The organism is Streptomyces fodineus, from assembly GCF_001735805.1.
GTDB lineage: Bacteria > Actinomycetota > Actinomycetes > Streptomycetales > Streptomycetaceae > Streptomyces > Streptomyces fodineus.
The window spans coordinates 1,290,665-1,307,946 of record NZ_CP017248.1; the positions used below are offsets into that span (position 1 = coordinate 1,290,665).

A 17,282-nucleotide genomic window follows, 5' to 3' on the forward strand; every position below is an offset into this window, starting at 1 on the left:
CCGGTCACTCCCGCTTCGCGACCGTCACGGCGGCAGGCCTGAGCTGCCGTTCGCCGTCCCCGTAGCCGGGGCGCAGCACCTCGACGACGGTGCCCGGTGGGGCGTCGGGGTCCTGGACGACACCGACCACCTCGTGCCGGGCCGGGTCGAAGGCGACGCCGGTCTCCGCGTGCCGCGGGTAGCCGAGCAGTTCGAGGACGTTCACCGCCTGGTCGCGTACGGCCCGGACGCCCTCCACGATCGCGCCCGGATCGGCGCCGGCGTGGGTCAGGGCGAGTTCGAGGTTGTCGAGGACGGGCAGGAAGGCGGCCGCCGTGCGGGACCGCTCGACCGCCCGTTCGCGCTCCAGTTCCCTGGCGTGACGCTTGCGAAGGTTGTCGAGGTCGGCGAGTGCGCGCCGCCAGCGGTCCTCCAGTTCCTGGATCGCGGTCGTGTACTCGTCCTCGGCAGGCGCGGGGCCGGCGGCATCGGGTCCCGGTTCGCCGTTCGCCGCTTCGGGCCGGGGCGGGCCCGGTTGGGGCAAATCCCCGCGAGGAGGGCGTCCGGCGCCTTCCGGGACCCGTACGCCCGGATCCGACGCGGCCCGGTCGGGTTCCTGGGGGTGGGTGGGCATGGCGCGCCTCAGCCCTTGTCGAACTCGGCGTCGATGACATCATCGTCACCGCCACCGCCACCCGTGGGACCGCCGGTGGCGGCGTCCCGGCCAGGACCGCCGTCCGTGGCGGCGGCGCCCTGATGGGCCACCAGCCCGGCGAGCACCTGCTGGAGTTCGGAGGTCAGAGGCCGCACGCGCTCCACGCCCGCCTCTTCCTTGACCGCCGCCCGGGCGTCGGACACGAGCATTTCGGCGCGTGCCTTCTCGTGCGCGGGCGCTGCGTCGCCCAGTTCTGCGAGGCGCTTCTCGACCTGGTACGCGACGGCGTCGAGTTCGTTGCGGGCGTAGACGGCCTCGCGGAGTGCCTGGTCCTGGCCCCGGTTGCGCTCGGCCTCCTGGACCATGCGTTCGACCTCACTGCGGTCCAGGTTGGAGCTCTCGCTGATGGTGATGCCCTGTTCCTTGCCGGTGTCCCGGTCGCGGGCCTTGACGTTGAGGATGCCGTTGGCGTCGATGTCGAAGGTGACCTCGATCTGTGGTTCGCCCCGCGGCGCCGGCCGGATGTCGGTGAGCTGGAACCGGCCCAGCACCCGGTTGTCGGCGGCCCGTTCACGCTCGCCCTGGAGGACCACCACATCGACGGCCGGCTGGTTGTCCTCGGCGGTGGAGAAAGTCTCGCTGCGGCGCACCGGGATGGTGGTGTTCCGCTCGATGATCTTCGTCATCACTCCGCCGCGCGTCTCCACGCCCAGCGACAAGGGTGTGACGTCGAGAAGCAGGACATCCTTGACCTCGCCCTTGAGTACCCCGGCCTGGATCGCGGCACCCAGGGCCACGACCTCGTCGGGGTTGACGCTCATGTTGGGTTCCTTGCCGCCGGTCAGCCGGCGGACCAGAGTCTGGACAGCGGGGATGCGGGTGGAACCGCCGACGAGGATGACCTCGTCGATGTCGCTCTCGCCGACCTTCGCGTCGGCCATCGCCTGCTGCACCGGTCCCAGACAACGCTCCACCAGGTCGCCGGTGATCTGCTCGAAAGTGGACCGCATGATCGAGTCGGTGAGGTGCTTGGGGCCCGAGGCGTCGGCGGTGATGAACGGGAGGCTGACCTGCGTCTGCGTCACAGAACTGAGCTCGGTCTTGGCCTTCTCCGCCGCCTCGAACAGTCGTTGCAGCGCCTGCGGGTCCTTGCGCAGGTCGATGCCGTTCTCCTTCTGGAAGTCGTCCGCGAGGTAGTCCACCAGACGCCGGTCGAAGTCGTCGCCGCCCAGGTGGCTGTCGCCGGCGGTGGAGCGCACCTCCACCACGCCGTCGCCGACGTCGAGGATGCTCACGTCGAAGGTGCCGCCGCCCAGGTCGAAGACGAGGACCGTCTCGTGCTCCTTCTTGTCCATGCCGTACGCGAGGGCAGCCGCCGTCGGCTCGTTGATGATCCGCAGCACCTCCAGTCCGGCGATCCGTCCGGCGTCCTTCGTGGCGGTGCGCTGAGCGTCGTTGAAGTAGGCGGGCACCGTGATGACCGCCTCCGTGACCCGCTCCCCCAGCTGCTTGGACGCGTCGTCGGCGAGTTTGCGCAGCACCTGTGCGCTGATCTCCTCAGGCGCGTACAGCTTGTCGCGCACCTTGAAGCGGGCCGCCCCGCCGTCGCCCTCGACGACGTCGTACGCCACCGCCCTGGCCTCGTCGGAGATCTCGTCGAAGTGCCGGCCGATGAACCGCTTGGCCGAGTAGATGGTGCCCTTGGGGTTGAGGATCGCCTGGCGCCGGGCCAGCTGGCCCACCAGACGTTCCCCGGTGTCGGTGAAGGCCACGACGGACGGTGTCGTGCGGTTGCCCTCGCTGTTGGGCACGACGGACGGCTCGCCGCCCTCCCACACGGCGATCACCGAGTTGGTGGTGCCCAGGTCGATGCCCACTGCCTTGGCCATGAGGAACTCCTCCCGGTGCAGCGCCTGCGTCGACTCTCCGGATCACGTTCGTTCAGGTAGAGGTGGGATCTCCGCCGTTCCCAGGGGTGCGCACGGAGGGTCTCGAGCACTCCCCAGGGTGTCGAACCGGGTGGCTCCACGCCTGCGCCTGGCGAGTCAGGAATGCACGGGTCCGGTCGCCCCACGAGTACGAGAGAAAGAACCCACACGTCTCGGGTAGCCGGCCCGGGACCGGGTACGCGAAAGCCGCTCACCTCCGAAGGACGGAGTGATCCCATGGTCGGCAGTCGGGCGTACGGCCTGTACCACCGCTACTCCGACCGGAAGGGCAGCCTTCCGCGGGGCAGCGCCGGGCGGCGCCCTACGGCCGCGCCCAGGGGGCCCCGCGTGCCCGCTCGCACCCCAGCCGCCCATGCCCTCCACGAGCTGGTCGCGCTCTCCCGCGCCCAGTTCGACGCTCCGGACGAAGGCGAGATCCTGCGCCTGGCCATGGATCACATAGTCGCCGCGGGGCCGTACAGCGCCGAGGCCGGATACCTCAAGGTGGGCGGCGACCTGGTCCCCAGCCCGAGGAACGGGCAGACGCATGCCTTGGCCGTGGGCCGGAGGGTCCGGGAGCTGGCCGGGCAGGACGGCAACGTGACCGTAGCCGGCAAGCCCTGGGGTCGCGCCCTGGGTCTACGCGGACCTGGGGAACTCCACGGCTACCTCGTGGTCACGTCCCGCTCCCGGCCCACCGGGGCCGAGCGATCCCTGCTCGCCATGCTCGTCCGGCACACCGCTGCTGCACTGTCGGTCGCCTTCGCACACCGCCGCCAACGCGAGGACGCGCTGGAGCTGCACCGGCTGCGGGAGGAACGCACAGCCCTCCAGCGGCAGCTGATCTCTGTGGTGGCTGAGCTGGGCTACGAGCGAGCCGTTCACGCTCTCATGGCCGGCGTGGCTGCCTCGGGTGGCGGCGAAGAAGCTGTCACCCGCGCACTGCACGGACTCACAGGGCTTCCCGCGCTGCTCGAGGACCGCTTCGGTCGGCTGAGGTCCTGGACCGGCCCCGACCGCCCCGTCCCCTATCCCGAACCAGACCCCGTGCGCCAGGACGAAATGCTGCACGCCGTCGCCAAAGAGGCCGGGCCGGTGCGGATAAGGGACCGGCTGATCACCCTGATCCGCCCGCACGGCGAGATCCTGGGCGTGCTGGCGCTGGTCGATGCCCGGGACGAAGCCGACGAGCACACCGTACTCGCGCTTGGACACGCCGCCGCGTCGCTCGCCCTGGAGCTGACGCACCTGCGCAATCTGGCCGAAGTGGAGCTGAAGCTGCACCGCGAGCTGGCCGACGACCTCCTGGCAGGGACGGACGAGCCGAGCGCCTACGCCCGGTCCGAGGCAGTCGGACACGACCTGCACGGCAGCCACTACGTCGTCGTGGTGCAGTGGTCGAACCGGACCGCCGACGATTCCTTCGCGCAGACCGTGAGTCGGGCGGCCGTTGCGGTGGGCATGCGCTCGCTGCTGACCCGCCGCTCCGACCACGTCGTCCTCATCACTGGCGACAGGCCGCACGCCCGCGCGTTGTACGAGGCACTCGCCCGGGAGACCGGGACACGGTCCGGGACGATCGGGGTGAGCGCCCCTTCCGACTCCCTGAACGACATCCCCCACCACTACCAGGAGGCGCAGCGCGCCCTGGAGGTGCGCCGCCAGTCCCGCGAGCGCTACGGCACGACGTTCTTCGACGAGCTCGGCCTCTACCGCATCCTGGGACCCGGCAGCGATTACCGGGAACTGGAAACGTTCGTCCACGAGTGGCTCGGGCAGCTCATCGACTACGACTCCCGGCACCACGCGGCCATGGTGCAGGCCCTGTCCCGGTACTTCGACTGCGGCGGCAACTACGACGAGACCGCCGACTCCCTCGCGATCCACCGCAGCACGCTGCGCTATCGGCTCCAGCGCATCCGCGACATCAGCGGCCACGACCTCGCGAACGTCGAAGACCGGCTGAACCTCCAGGTGGCGACCCGAGTGTGGAAAATCGTGCTGGGCGGACCCGGCTGATGCCTCACTGAACTTCTGCGCGAGCGGTGTCAGTAGCAGTTGGGCGGGCTGCCCCGCCACAGCACCGGGGCGGGCGCCGCGCTGCTGCCGGCTGAAGTGGGTGGGTGGCCCTTCCTCTGATTGATCCAGCGAGGTCGCATCGGGCCAGAAGACGGGACCTTGGTTCATCACCACCATCGGACCACGGCAGGGGCCCCCGGACACCACCGACCGGTGACGTTCCGGGCCGCGGCCCGGGCGTCACAGGGCGAGGACGTGGAGGTCGACCAGGTCGAGCAGCGCCCGCAGAGCCGAGCTGGGCCGCCGGGTCGACGACGTGCCGAGATGCATGCTCCAGCGGAGCACGGTGTCGTGGACGTCCAGGACGTGCAGGCCGGGGGTGCGGGCAACGGCGAACGCGGGCAGGAAGGCGATGCCCAGACCGTGCCGGACCAGTGCCGCCCCCATGTCGATGTCGGGCACTTCCAGTGCCACCCGGCGTACGACGCCCGCCGCCGCGAACGCCCGGTCGACCACCTCGCGGTTGCCGTAGCCCGGCGGGAAGTCCACGAAGGGCTCCCCCGCGAGGTCCGCGAGCGCCACCTTTCCCCGCTGCGCGAGCGGATGGGCGGCGCTCACCACCAGGACGAGCGGCACGGTGGCCAGCTCCCGTGCGTCGATCCCGGCGGGCTTGCGTTCGGGCAGCGACAGGAAGGCCACGTCAAGGTCCCCGCTGAGCAGCGCCTGCGCCAGTCCCGCCGAGCCGGCCGTGGCCGGCCGCAGCCGGACGTCGATCGCCGGGTGCCGCGCGTGCAGCTGCCCCAGGAGCGCAGGCAGGTCCACCACCTCGACCGAGGCCATGGCGCCCACGTTCACCGTGCCGCGCAGCGTGTCCTGTGCGGCGCGCACGGCGTCCTGGGCGGCCTGGGCGGCGTTCAGGGTGGCCCGAGCCTCCGGCAGCAGCGCGGCGCCCGCCCCGGTGAGCCGGACCTGCTGCGACGTGTTCGGGCGCGCCCAGCCGCTCGATCGCCGCCCGCGCACACCGCACGGGTGGCTGCACCTGAGCGCGTACACGGAGGGCTGTTCGTCCGTGTACAGCAGCCAGTCCCGGTCCTTCTTCCTGAGCCGGCGCCACGGTCGGTCGATGTCGATCCCCAGGCCGCTCACGACACTGCGCAGGTTGGCGCCCTGCCAGGCGCCCGGCCAGGCGGCGATCGCCCCCTCGCGGATGCTCAGCGAGGGATCCGGGACGAGCAGGTCCTCGGCGACGTCGTGCACGACACCCAGTCCGTGGCACTCCGGGCAGGCGCCGGCAGCGGTGTTGGGTGAGAACGACTCGGCTTCCAGCCGTGCGGCCCGGGGCGGATAGGTGCCGACGCGGGAGTACAGCATGCGCAGCAGATTGGACAGCGTGGTGAGGGTGCCGACCGTCGAGCGCGAGCTGGGCGACCCGCGTCGCTGCTGCAGGGCCACGGCCGGTGGCAGTCCGGTGATTTCCTGCACGTGCGGTGCGCCGACCTGTTGCAACAGCCTTCGGGCGTACGGTGCTACGGACTCGAAGTAGCGCCGCTGGGCCTCCGCGTAGAGCGTGCCGAACGCGAGCGATGACTTGCCCGAACCGGAGACGCCGGTGAAGGCGACCATCGCGTCCCGCGGAACGTCGACATCGATGTTCCGCAGGTTGTTCTCACCGGCGCCCCGGACATGCACGAGGGGTCGGTCGCGTCCTTGTTCACCGTTCCTGATTACCTGATCGCGCCGCGAACCGCGCGACAGGCGCCGTCACCGGGCCCCGCTCACACGAGCGCCCGGAGAAATCCCGGTATGAGACGCTCCAGGGAACATTCGAGAGAACGTCACCGTTGATCCGCATGTGGGCGTGAAGGGAACTGTGTCCCCGGGCCTCACCCTTTGCCCATGAGGACGATCGTTCGGCTGAAGCCTTATGGAGCCCCCGCCGCGAGGCGACCGCCCTTCGCGCCCACTCTCGATCGGCCCCGGCTGGGGATCCCCCGAACCAGCCGGGGCCTTCGCCTGCCCCCTGCCGGCGCACTCCCGGGCCGGACATCGAAGTGGGGTGGCCGGTGGCGCGGCGTGCGGTGCCCGGGTGGCACGGAGCGGGTGTTCGCGGTGGCGCACGCAACAGTGGCCCCGCGGTGGAGCGGGCCCCGCACAGGGAGGACGAGGAGATCCGACCGTGCCGCCTGCACCTGCTGGCAGGGGCCAGCGTGTCACGCGGCGTCGGCGTTACCTCGGGGGCATCCTGTGGCCACGTGCGATCGCGGGGGCAGCCGACGGTGAGGAGTCATGCGGGTGCCGTCTCAGGACGTTACGGTCGTGGCTCTTCTGGCGGATCCGGATGCGCCGACGGAGATCGCGCAGCGCATGGCCCAGATGCTTCCTGATCGGCTCGCCGAGAGGTCAGGCCACGGACGACGGTTCGACGTCGAGGTGGTCAGTGAGCCCTTCACAGCAGGGACCGAGGACCTGTCCACATTGACGCGCCGGATCATGGACCGCGGAAGTGAGGGGAACTGGGACATCGTCGTGGCCCTCACCGACCTTCCGCTGCACTCACATGGGCGCAAGCTCGTGGTGGATCTGAGTCATGAACACGGCTTGGCGCTGCTGTCTCTTCCCACGCTGGGGGGCTTCCGGCTGCAGACCAGGGCCCGCCAGGCCGTGGAAGAAGCCGTGCTCAGCTTGGCGGGCCTGCAGGGCACGGGGGCTGAGGGGCCTCCGGGAAGTCAGCCGCTGCGGGGGCCCTTCATCGGTCGTCTCGCGCCTATCCATCCGGGCCAGATCGGTGAGGAGGAGATCGCCGATCTGCGGTACGTCGTCAGTGGGCCGCGCGGTTACCTGAGGGTGCTCGGCGGTATGGTCCGCGCCAACCGGCCGTGGCGCTTGGTGCCGGGCTTGTCGAAAGCCCTGGCGGCCGCACTCGCCACGGGAGCAGTCGCCACCGTGAACTCCACCATCTGGAACCTGGCCACCTCCCTGAGCACGCCACGCCTGGTGATCGCCATGGTCGGGTCTGTCGCTCTCATGATCGGCTGGCTGATCGTGGACGCGAACCTGTGGCATCGAACGGATGAGGTTTCGCCGGAGGCGAGGAAGAGGGCGGCTCTCTACAACGCCTCGACGATCGTGACCGTGGGTATCGGGGTGATCGTCTGCTACGTGGGTTTGATGCTCATCAACCTGGTGTGCGCGCTGTTCATCCTCAACGACCGGGTGTTCGCTTCCACGACACGAACGCCGCCGCACGTCACGGAGTACTGGACATTGGCCTGGTTCGTCGCTCCGGTCGCCACGGTGGGCGGCGCGCTGGGATCGGGCTTGGAGAGCGACGAGGCGATCCGAGCAGCCGCCTACTCCAAGCGCGAACAGGAGCGTCGCAGGGTGCTGCAGGACGAGCACGGTGACTAGCGGGTGCCCTCAGTCGGAGATGTGCCGTCGGTCGGTGGTCGTCCCGGTCCGGAGATTCCGCTGTTCGGTCGGTGCGTGGTTGTTTCGCCTCGGGGGCCGACGGGGACCCGGACGCAACTGCCGCCGGAGCGCCGAAGCTCCGCCTGGCGGGCCGACGGCAAGACCGTTCCATCTGATTCAGGTGAACGGCCCGCAGAGGGCTGCGGAGCCACGGACCCCGCTGGCACTTCCGAGCGTCAGGCCCTTTACGCCCTCTCCATCACCGCCATGCCGCGACATCAAGGGAAGCCATCATGAAGGCAGCGGTATACGAAGGACCGCGAACGGTCACAGTGAAGGACGTACCGGACGCGAAGATCGAACACCCCTGCGACATCATCGTCAAGATCACCAGCACCAACATCTGCGGTTCGGACCTGCACATGTACGAGGGCCGCACCTCGTTCGAGTCCGGCCGCACCCTGGGACACGAGAACATGGGCCAGGTCGTGGAGGTCGGCTCGGCCGTCCGCAAGGTCCAGGTGGGCGAGTATGTGGTTCTGCCCTTCAACATCGCCTGCGGCTTCTGCAAGCAGTGCGAGCAGGGCCTGACCAACTACTGCCTGACCATGCAGCCGGAACCGGCCCTCGCCGGAGCCGCCTACGGATTCGCCGACATGGGCCCCTACCAGGGCGGCCAGGCGGAGCTGCTGCGCGTGCCCTACGGCGACTTCAACGCGCTGCGTCTGGGCCAGGACGCCGCCGAGCGGCAGACCGACTACGTGATGCTCGCCGACATCTTCCCCACCGGCTATCACGCCACCGAGATGGCCCACGTCAAACCGGGCGACCAGACCATCGTCTTCGGAGCCGGTCCCGTCGGGCTGATGGCGACCTACTCCGCCCTCCTCAAGGGCGCCGGCCGCGTCTGGACGGCCGACCACCAGCCCGACCGGCTGCGCAAGGCGGAGGAGATCGGGGCCATCCCGATCAACACCGCCGAGCGGAACCCGGCGGAGGTCGTCAAGGGGGCCACCCTCGGTCTGGGCGCCGACAACGGCTGCGAATGCGTCGGCTACCAGGCACACGACCCCCAGGGACACGAGGACGCCAGCCTCACGCTCAACGGACTGATCGACTCGGTCAGGTTCACGGGCGACATCGGCGTGGTGGGCGTGTTCCTGCCCCAGGACCCCGGCGGCGCCGAGGCCCAGGGGCCGCTGGAGGCGCAGGGCAAGGTCCCGATCGACTTCGGCATGATGTGGTTCAAGGGCCAGCGCATGGGCACCGGGCAGGCGCCGGTGAAGAAGTACAACCGGGCGCTGCGGGACCTGATCGCAGGCGGGAAGGCGAAGCCGAGCTTCGTCGTCTCCCACGAGCTCAGCCTGGACGAGGCCCCCACCGCCTACGAGCACTTCGACGCCCGTGACGAGGGCTGGACCAAGGTGGTCCTGCATCCCAACGGACACGGCAACGGCCACAAGCGGTAAGAGACCCGGGGCCGCCGTGCCCCCTGTCTCCCCTGGACCGGTCCGGGGGACGGGTGGCGATCTGCCCGTCCGCCGGATGGGGCTGGCGGCAATCGCCGTGCTCCGGCCGGACCTGAACCAACAATGATTGCCCGCGCTCCGGCCTGGAGGACGGACGGCGGACGCTCAGCAGTGTCCGCGGGGGCAGCACCCCGTCCAGCGGCTGCGGCCGCCAGCCAGTCAGCGGGCCGTGTGGGAGGCTTCCTTGCCCGAGGGCTGCCGCACCTCAACCAGGCCGACGCGACCCGGCAGGGCATCCCGGCCAGGCGGACACCCGTGACCTGGCTGCGGGCCTTCGGGGAGGTCGTGCGATCCGGGCTCACGATCGAGGAGACGCGGCTGGAGCCCCTGCTCGCGCTGCGCGCGGCCGCTGGGGTGGCGATCGTCATCGGGCCGGCGCTGTGGCTGGTCTCCCCTGCGTATGCCGCGTCCGCCGCCCTCGGCGCCTACTCCGCGGGTGGGGCCACCTTCCAGCGCAGCTGGCGTCCGCGCAAGGTGGTGGCGCTCGGCGCGGGCGCGGGTCTGGCGCTCAGCACCTTCGTGGGCTACCTGGCGGCGGGGCGACTCGTGACGTTCCTGCCGCTGCTGGCCGTATGGGCCTTTGCCGCGGGGATGGCGTGGGCCGTCGGATCGACCGCTGGGATCGTCGCAGCGACGACCGTGGGCAGCATGCTGGTGACCATCACCTTGCCCACGAGCATCGGGCGCGCCCTGGAGCACGCCGGGGTCATCGCACTCGGGGGCGTGACGCAGGCCGTGCTGATCTTGCTGTTCCCGATCCGGCGTTGGGGAGCGCATCGTGACGCGCTCGCCGACGCCCTGGCCGCCGTGGCGGACTACGCCCCGCCGGTTGCGGCACGACCCGACCGCCCCGTTCGACCCGGAGCCGTTGATGACGGCCCGGGACGCGGCTGCCGTGACGCCGTCACAGGCCCGCACCCGTCCCCCCGTCCTGCACGGCCCCCGGGGACTCGCCGAGCGCATTCGGCCGGTGGTCGCGGCGCTCGCCGACCCGGACGTCGGCGCCCCGGCGGAGGGACCCGGGCGGGACCGCGCGCGGGAGTTGCTCGACGCGGCCGCCGACGTTCTGGACGCGGTCGCCCGTTCGATCCGCCGCGGCACTCCCGCCGAGGTGCGGCCCGGGAGCACGGACGTCCTGCGCGTCGACGAGGAGCACGAGGTGCTGGAGGGCCCCGCGAGGCAGGCCGCCGAGCGGCTCGTGGAACTGCTCGGCGAGGCGTTGGAGATCGCCGGTAGCGGCTGCGCGCGCGGGAGGACGCCCACGCCGCCCGGCCTCACCGGCGCCCGGTTCCTGGTGCGCCCGACAATGCTCCGGCTGGTCCCGGTCGTCGTACGGGCGGTCCGCCGTGAGCTCCGCCGGGACTCGCCCGTGTTCCGGCACGCCGTCCGCCTGGCGGCGGTGGCCACGCTCGGCTATCTGATCGCCGCCCGGCTCCCCCTGAGCCACGGCTACTGGGCGCCCATCGCCTCGGTGATGGTGATGCGGCCCGACTTCCACCGGACGTACGCGCGTGCGGTGGCCCGTCTCGCCGGGACCCTGGCGGGGGTCGCGCTCGCCACCGGGATGGTGCGGGCCCTGGGCCCGGACGCCCATGTGTCCGGCGCGCTGGCGGTGGTCTCGGCGGGCCTGTCGTACACGCTGAACCGTACCGGCTACGCCTACTCCCAGTGCTTCACCGCCGCGTACGTCGTCTTCCTGCTCGGCATGGGCGGCCAGGCATGGGAGCAGACAGTCCCGGAGCGGGTGGTGCTCACCCTGCTCGGCGGGGCCCTGGCGATGCTGGCGTACGTGGTGTTCCCCGCATGGGAAACACCACGACTGCCGGGGCGGCTTGCGGACTGGCTCGCCGCCAACGGCCGCTACGCGGCCGCGGTGCTCCGCGACTACGCCGAACCGACCCGGGAGCATCACGCCGACATGCGCAGGGCGCTGCTGGAGAGCAGGGAGGCACGTGCCGCCTGGCAGGAGGCATACGACCGGGCAAAGCAGGAACCGGTCCGCCCCAGGGGTCTGACGTCGCGCGAGGCGCAGGAGGCGCAGGAGGCGCTCAAGGGGTTCGGCCGCGCGGCGATGCTCATGGAGAGCCACGTCCCGCGGGCCGACAGCCGTTTCGTCCCCGAGGCGGAGCGATTCGCCGAGGCCCTGGAGACGGACACCGCGAAGGCAGCAGTCGCCGTGCGCGAGCACAGGAATCCGGACTGGGGACGCGTGGAGGAGGCGCTCCACGCGTGGGAGGACGCCGCCGGCAATGGCAGTCCGGTCGTGCGGCGCGAGGCGGAACTGCAAAAACGGGCCTTGGAAGACCTCGCGACAGCCGTGAGCCGCACACCCCTGGAACGGGACGTCGGCTCTGCTCGCGAGGAGCAGCGGGTGCGGGCGACCCTGGCTGCGGAGGGTATCGGAGCAGGGCCCGCGCACCGGGGTGGATGACGGCGCCGACGACGGAGAGCGCTGCGCCTGCTGGAACGGGACATAGTCGCCCGGCCGCGTCGAGCGCCGCCACACGTACGCCGGTGTCGCCATCACGAGGATCAGACCCGCCAGGATCAGCAGTTCGATCCCCTCGACGTTCCACCGAAAGGACTTCTCCGCCTCGGCCGTCACGATGAGCACCTTGCCGATGCCAGCAATCAGGCCGACGACGAGGAAAGGCTCCGCATCGAGGGTCTGGTTCCTGATGGTGAGGCGGACGGTGTGGAGCAGCTCGGCCACGATGACCGCCGCAGACAGACTGGACCTCGATCATCTCGACGCGGTGGTCCACAACGCAGGGTCGCCCTCGACGACCCGCCGCGTCGAGAGACCGAGGACAGCCACGAGCTGATGTTCGGCACCAACCACCTCGGCCACTTCGCGCTGACCCAGTGGCTGGCCCCCCTGCTGTCCGCGGCGTCGGCGGGCCGCACCGTGACAGGGGGCAGCTTCGCGGCGCACCGAGCGCGGCAGAGGCACCTCTCGGAACTCCCCCGCCCTGCGGTGCTTCAGCTTCGCCGGCCTGTGCGTGTTGGAGAGGATCCGCTCATGCACCCTGTAGACATCGTCCGCCACGACGTTGTTGACGTTCACTGCCCGGGCTTCCTCGTTACGCAAGCCGCAACCCACCATCATGACGATTTCGAGCGCGAGATCTTCGTCGGCGACGATCAGCGCCTTCTGTGCGGAAGATGTTCACCTGGTTTCCGCGACCGATCCCGTCCGTCTCCAGCTCGTCCAGGAAGCGCTCGACCACGAGAGGCGTGACGGAATTCAGCTTCCGCGATCCGAGGCGGGGGATGAGGTGCACGTTGATGGAGCTGTCCACGTGCCACCCGTGGAGTATTCGGTCATTCTGCGCTGCCGGGGCCGCCACTGCTCCGCGTATTCCGCGACCGTCTGCCGGCCGAGTTCGCGGCGGACCTCGGCTACTGACGGCGCCGTCTTCCTTTTCTCCGCGTAGATCTGCGTGAGGCACTCGATCGCGTCGTCGTGCGTGCTGTAGCCGGCCTCCTCACGCTGCCTGCCGAGAGCATCCCGGAACCGGACCGTGTACGGGTGCGGGCAACGGTCTCGAAAAGCCGCATTCCTTGAAGAACGACCTCATCCCACGGGCAAGCTCCGAGCCACGCATCTAGCCTTCCGAGCGGGCGCCGGGTGGCACAGCAGGCCCCTGGTAGCCGCAAGGTAGCAACGCGGGACACCGCCCGGTCCAATGCTGACCTTTTGCTGACTCGGACGCCGCGATCAGGGCCCCGACCTGCGGAAACACCCAAACGCTAGATCTTGGACTCGAACATGGTACGAAGCACGAAGACACTCCCGATTCGTCTGCTCCCTGCCTGCTTTCTGCAGGTCAAGGGCGATGTTCGGAGGCTACAACGTTTCGCATGTGGGGTCAGCTGTCGCCGGGTGTTCGAGGACTCACACCGACCTGTTGCCGACTTCCCTGACGGCGCCAGTCGATCCGCCCGCCGGGCTAGCCGATCGCGTCGGCCGCAATGACCTGCTCCGTCCAGATGATCTTGCCGGTCTTCGTGTAACGAGTGCCCCACCGGCGGGCCATCTGGGCGACGATCAGCAGGCCCCGTCCCCCCTCGTCGGTGGTCCGCGCGTGACGCAGCCGTGGCGCGGTGCTGCTGGCGTCGGAGACCTCGCAGATCAGGCCGCGATCCCGGATCAAGCGCAGGCAGACCGGTCCGGCCGCATGGCGGATCGCGTTGGTCACCAGTTCGCTGACGATGAGTTCCGTGGTGAACGTGAGATCGGGGATGCCCCACTCCGTCAGCTTCCGAGCCGCGAGGTCGCGGGCGTGCGCGACGGCGGCCGGATCGCTGGGCAGGTCCCAGGAGGCGACGCGGTCCGGAGCCAGGACACGGGTACGGGCGAGGAGCAGGGCCGCGTCGTCGGCAGGCGGACCCGTCAGCAGGCTGTCGATCACTCGTCGGCCGGTCTCCGCCAGGGTCGGCAGGGGGGCCGCGAGGGCGTCGCCCAGCCGGGAGAGCCCGACGTCGATGTCCCGGTCGACGGACTCAATGAGGCCGTCGGTGTAGAGGGCGATGAGGCTGCCGTCTTCCAGCTCGGTCTCGATGGACTCGAACGGGAGGTAGCCGAGGCCGAGTGGCGGTCCGGCGGGCAGGTCCAGAATGTCGGCGGCGCCGTCGGGAGCGACGATCATCGGCGGGAGGTGACCGGCCCGGGCCATGGAGCACAGCCTGCTGACCGGGTCGTAGACGGCATACAGGCAAGTGGCGCCCAGGAACGCGGTGCCCGTCGCCTCGTCCTCGGCCGCGAACGGAGCATCGATGTCGTGCGCCCCCATGAGGCCGATGACCAGATCGTCCAGACGGGCCAGCAGTTCGTCCGGAGAGAGGTCGAGGTTGGCAAGCGTGCGCACCGCGACGCGCAGGCGCCCCATCGTCGCCGCCGCGTTGATGCCGTGCCCGGCCACGTCCCCGACGACCAGGGCGACCCGCGCTCCGGAGAGCGGGATCACGTCGAACCAGTCGCCGCCCACACCGCTGGGGGCATCCGCCGGGAGATACCACGAGGCCACGGCGAGAGCGGACCCTCCCGTCAGGTCCTGCGGCAACAGGTAGCGCTGCATGGAACGGGCCGCCGTGCGCTCACGGGTGAAACGGCGTGCGTTGTCGATGCACACCGCCGCACGGGAGACGAGTTCCTCGGCGAGGCGGACGTCGTCGTCCTCGAAGGGGCCCAGCCGCCGGGACCGGGCGAACGTCGCCACCCCCAGGGTGACGCCGCGCGCCCGCACGGGGACCACCATCACCGAGCGGAAGTCGTAGTCCAGGAACGAGGCGCCCAGCGTCTCGTCCACGGTCACCCACGGACTGTTGGTGCGGTCAAGGACCCGCTCGACCAGGGTCCTGCTCTCCAGCAGACAGCGGGTCACGGGCGACTCGGGCGCACGTCGGACTGTTTCCCCCACGGCGAGGGACGCCTCGGGGCATCCCTCACGGACCGACCGCTGGGCCGCACGGCGGATGACGGGTGACATACCGACCGGCCCGGGGGCCGGCTCCTCGCCCCTCGTGACCGAGTCCAGCAGGTCGACGGCGACGAAGTCCGCGACGGCCGGCACCGCGTCGTCGGCCAGTTCCTGTGCGGTCCGCGTCACGTCCAGGGTGCTGCCGATGCGCGCAGCGGCGTCATTGAGCAGGGCCAGTCGCTCCTGCGCCCGCCACCGCTCAGTGACATCGATGATCATGTACCAGACACCGACATTCCGGTCGTGGCGGTCCTTCATCGCGAAGAAGGAGGCAGAGATCGCGCGGCCTCGGTCGTGCACCGTGTAGCCGGCGCCGCGGTACTCGAAGTCCATCACCGGCGCACCGGTCCGAAGCACCTCGCGCATCTTCTCCTCGAAGGCGTCGGCCTCGGCCTGCGGCAACACCTCCGCCATCCGCCGCCCCAGCCGCCGCTTCAGCGGGATCTGGCGGTCCAGCGGCTCGTTCACCCAGACGTACCGCAGATCCGTGTCGAGAACGGCGATGCCGACCGGCGCGTGGCTGAGGAAGGGGGTGAGCATCAGCTGGCTCACCCCGCCGCCCGGCATCCGCCAGAAGGCCCGTTTCGGAGGCCGGCCGACGAACCTGCCGAAGATCAGGGCCGCGACCGTGGCGACCAGGACGCCCGGAATGATCTCGTAGATGCCCGACCAGAAGGGGCCGTGCAGCGGCTTGACCACACGCCACAGGAGCACCGTGACTGCGCCGGACACGATCCCGGCCATGGCCCCCGCCCAGGTCATGCGCGGCCAGTACAGCGAGAGCAGGACCACCGGGCCGAAAGCGGCCCCGAAGCCCGCCCAGGCGTAGCCCACGATCCCCAGCAGCTCGCCGCCTCTCAGCGCGATCACGGAGGCCACGAGGGTCACGGCGACGACGGCGGAGCGGCCCACCCACACCAGTGCCTCGTCCGAGACGCGCCGCCTGAGGAACGCGTGGTAGAAGTCCTCCGTGAGTGCGACGGACGACACGAGGAGCTGGCTGTCCGCGGTCGAGATGATCGCGGCGAGCACCGCGATCAGCATCACACCGGCGCCCCACGGACTGAACAGGGTCCGGCTCAGAGCGATGTACACCGTCTGCGGGTCATGGAGCGGTGTGCCGAACTGCGCGATGCCCAGCAGGCCGACCACTGTGGCACCGGCCAGCACCACGACCACCCACCCGGTCTCGATACGACGGGCCGCGGGTACGGCACTGGTGCTGCGGATGCCCATGAAGCGGGCCAGGATGTGCGGCTGCCCGAAATAGCCGAGGCCCCACGAGAGCAACGAGATGATCGAGACGGCGCCGAGCGACGCGCCGCCTCCCGACCACCGGCCGTCCGTGAAGCCGACTTTGGCACCCATGTCCAGCAGGCTGGGCGTCTTGCTGTCGAGGGAGTCACGAAGCGCACCGAAGCCGCCGAGCGTCGCGATACCCACGACGGGGAGGACGAGCAGGGCGAGGAACATCAGCGTGGCCTGCATGACGTGGGTCAGGCTCACGGCCAGGAAGCCGCCCAGGCATGAGTAGACGACGATCACCAGGGCGGTCAGGGCCACCCCGAGCCGGAAACCGGCGCCGAAGATGTGCCCGAAGAGCAGGCCGCCGGCCACCAGTCCACTGGCCACGTACACGGTGAAGAACACAAGGGTCACCGCCGCCGAGACCATCCGGAGCATCCGTGTGCGGTCCTCGAAACGCTCCTCCAGGTAGGCCGAAAGGCTCACCGCGTTCCCTGCGCGCTCGGTGTAGGTGCGCAGCCTCGGCGCGACGAACAACCAGTTGAGGTACGTACCGAGCACCAGGCCGACCGCGATCCAGCTGGCGCCGACACCGGCCGCGTACACCGCTCCGGGGAAGGCGAGGAACAGCCAGCCGGACATGTCGCTGGCCCCTGCGGACAGGGCGGCGACGAATGCGGGGAGCCTGCGGCCGCCCAGGGCGAAGTCGGCGAAGGTGTGCGTACGGCGGTAGGCCCAGACACCTGTTCCGATCATGACGGCCACGTACACGAGGAACGTGGCCACGATCGGCGCACTCAAGTCGGACATAATCCCTCGCCTGCGAGGTTCATGCACGGGCGTACAACCGCACGACTGACAGTCGTGATCCCTACTGCACAAATGTACAGATTCCGGTCGCCGTCGGCGGCCGGTGCCGCCCGCGCCGGTGCGGGCACGGGGACGCGCCAAGCCGAGCATGCGGGCGAGGGTGTCGATCTGCGGTGCAGCAGGCTACGAGGATCCCCCTCTCCGCCCGGAACGGCCCGGGACAGGG

The 17,282-nt window shown here is 70.4% G+C and carries 6 protein-coding genes and 4 pseudogenes; 5 read left to right on the forward strand and 5 right to left on the reverse strand.

The window, feature by feature from the left end; all coding sequences use genetic code 11:
• Window positions 1-4: 4 nt before the first annotated feature.
• Complete coding sequence (locus BFF78_RS05380) at window positions 5-613, reverse strand: nucleotide exchange factor GrpE (protein ID WP_069777210.1); 609 nt, start codon at window positions 611-613, stop codon at window positions 5-7.
• 8 nt (window positions 614-621) lie between these two features.
• Complete coding sequence (gene dnaK, locus BFF78_RS05385; RefSeq protein WP_069777211.1) at window positions 622-2,523, reverse strand: molecular chaperone DnaK; 1,902 nt, start codon at window positions 2,521-2,523, stop codon at window positions 622-624.
• 276 nt (window positions 2,524-2,799) lie between these two features.
• Here dnaK and BFF78_RS05390 point away from each other — a divergent pair, with 276 nt between their 5' ends.
• Entirely contained in the window at window positions 2,800-4,581 is a 1,782-nt protein-coding gene (locus BFF78_RS05390; RefSeq protein WP_193433415.1) for a PucR family transcriptional regulator, read from the forward strand.
• A gap of 240 nt (window positions 4,582-4,821) precedes the next feature.
• Here the strand turns inward: BFF78_RS05390 and BFF78_RS50040 are convergent.
• Window positions 4,822-6,296 (reverse strand): annotated as a pseudogene (locus BFF78_RS50040) (LysR substrate-binding domain-containing protein).
• A 571-nt stretch (window positions 6,297-6,867) separates the two neighbouring features.
• Here BFF78_RS50040 and BFF78_RS05400 point away from each other — a divergent pair.
• The 3 genes and pseudogenes from BFF78_RS05400 (at window position 6,868) to BFF78_RS05410 (ending at window position 11,949) form a co-directional block, all read left to right on the forward strand.
• Window positions 6,868-7,989, forward strand: coding sequence for a hypothetical protein (locus BFF78_RS05400; protein WP_193433416.1), 1,122 nt, complete (start codon window positions 6,868-6,870; stop codon window positions 7,987-7,989).
• 293 nt (window positions 7,990-8,282) lie between these two features.
• On the forward strand, window positions 8,283-9,458 hold the full coding sequence (locus BFF78_RS05405) for a glutathione-independent formaldehyde dehydrogenase (protein ID WP_069777212.1): 1,176 nt from the start codon (window positions 8,283-8,285) through the stop codon (window positions 9,456-9,458).
• A gap of 315 nt (window positions 9,459-9,773) precedes the next feature.
• A pseudogene (locus BFF78_RS05410) lies at window positions 9,774-11,949 on the forward strand (FUSC family protein).
• A 120-nt stretch (window positions 11,950-12,069) separates the two neighbouring features.
• Here the strand turns inward: BFF78_RS05410 and BFF78_RS47890 are convergent.
• Window positions 12,070-12,231: pseudogene (locus BFF78_RS47890) on the reverse strand (phosphate-starvation-inducible PsiE family protein); the annotation flags it as partial.
• Window positions 12,232-12,250: 19 nt separating this feature from the next.
• On the opposite strand from BFF78_RS47890, the pseudogene BFF78_RS47895 reads away from it, so the two are divergent.
• Window positions 12,251-12,462, forward strand: a pseudogene (locus BFF78_RS47895) (SDR family NAD(P)-dependent oxidoreductase); the annotation flags it as partial.
• 1,009 nt (window positions 12,463-13,471) lie between these two features.
• Here BFF78_RS47895 and putP read toward each other — a convergent pair.
• Window positions 13,472-17,056, reverse strand: a complete 3,585-nt coding sequence (gene putP / locus BFF78_RS05420) for a sodium/proline symporter PutP (protein WP_069777213.1) — start codon at window positions 17,054-17,056, stop codon at window positions 13,472-13,474.
• Window positions 17,057-17,282: the final 226 nt, after the last annotated feature.

Coding starts and splice junctions, on each gene's coding strand:
- BFF78_RS05380 (WP_069777210.1), bottom strand. CDS start 613: ATGCCCACCCACCCCCAGGAACCCGACCGGGCCGCGTCGGATCCGGGC.
- dnaK (WP_069777211.1), bottom strand. CDS start 2,523: ATGGCCAAGGCAGTGGGCATCGACCTGGGCACCACCAACTCGGTGATC.
- BFF78_RS05390 (WP_193433415.1), top strand. CDS start 2,800: ATGGTCGGCAGTCGGGCGTACGGCCTGTACCACCGCTACTCCGACCGG.
- BFF78_RS05400 (WP_193433416.1), top strand. CDS start 6,868: ATGCGGGTGCCGTCTCAGGACGTTACGGTCGTGGCTCTTCTGGCGGAT.
- BFF78_RS05405 (WP_069777212.1), top strand. CDS start 8,283: ATGAAGGCAGCGGTATACGAAGGACCGCGAACGGTCACAGTGAAGGAC.
- putP (WP_069777213.1), bottom strand. CDS start 17,056: ATGTCCGACTTGAGTGCGCCGATCGTGGCCACGTTCCTCGTGTACGTG.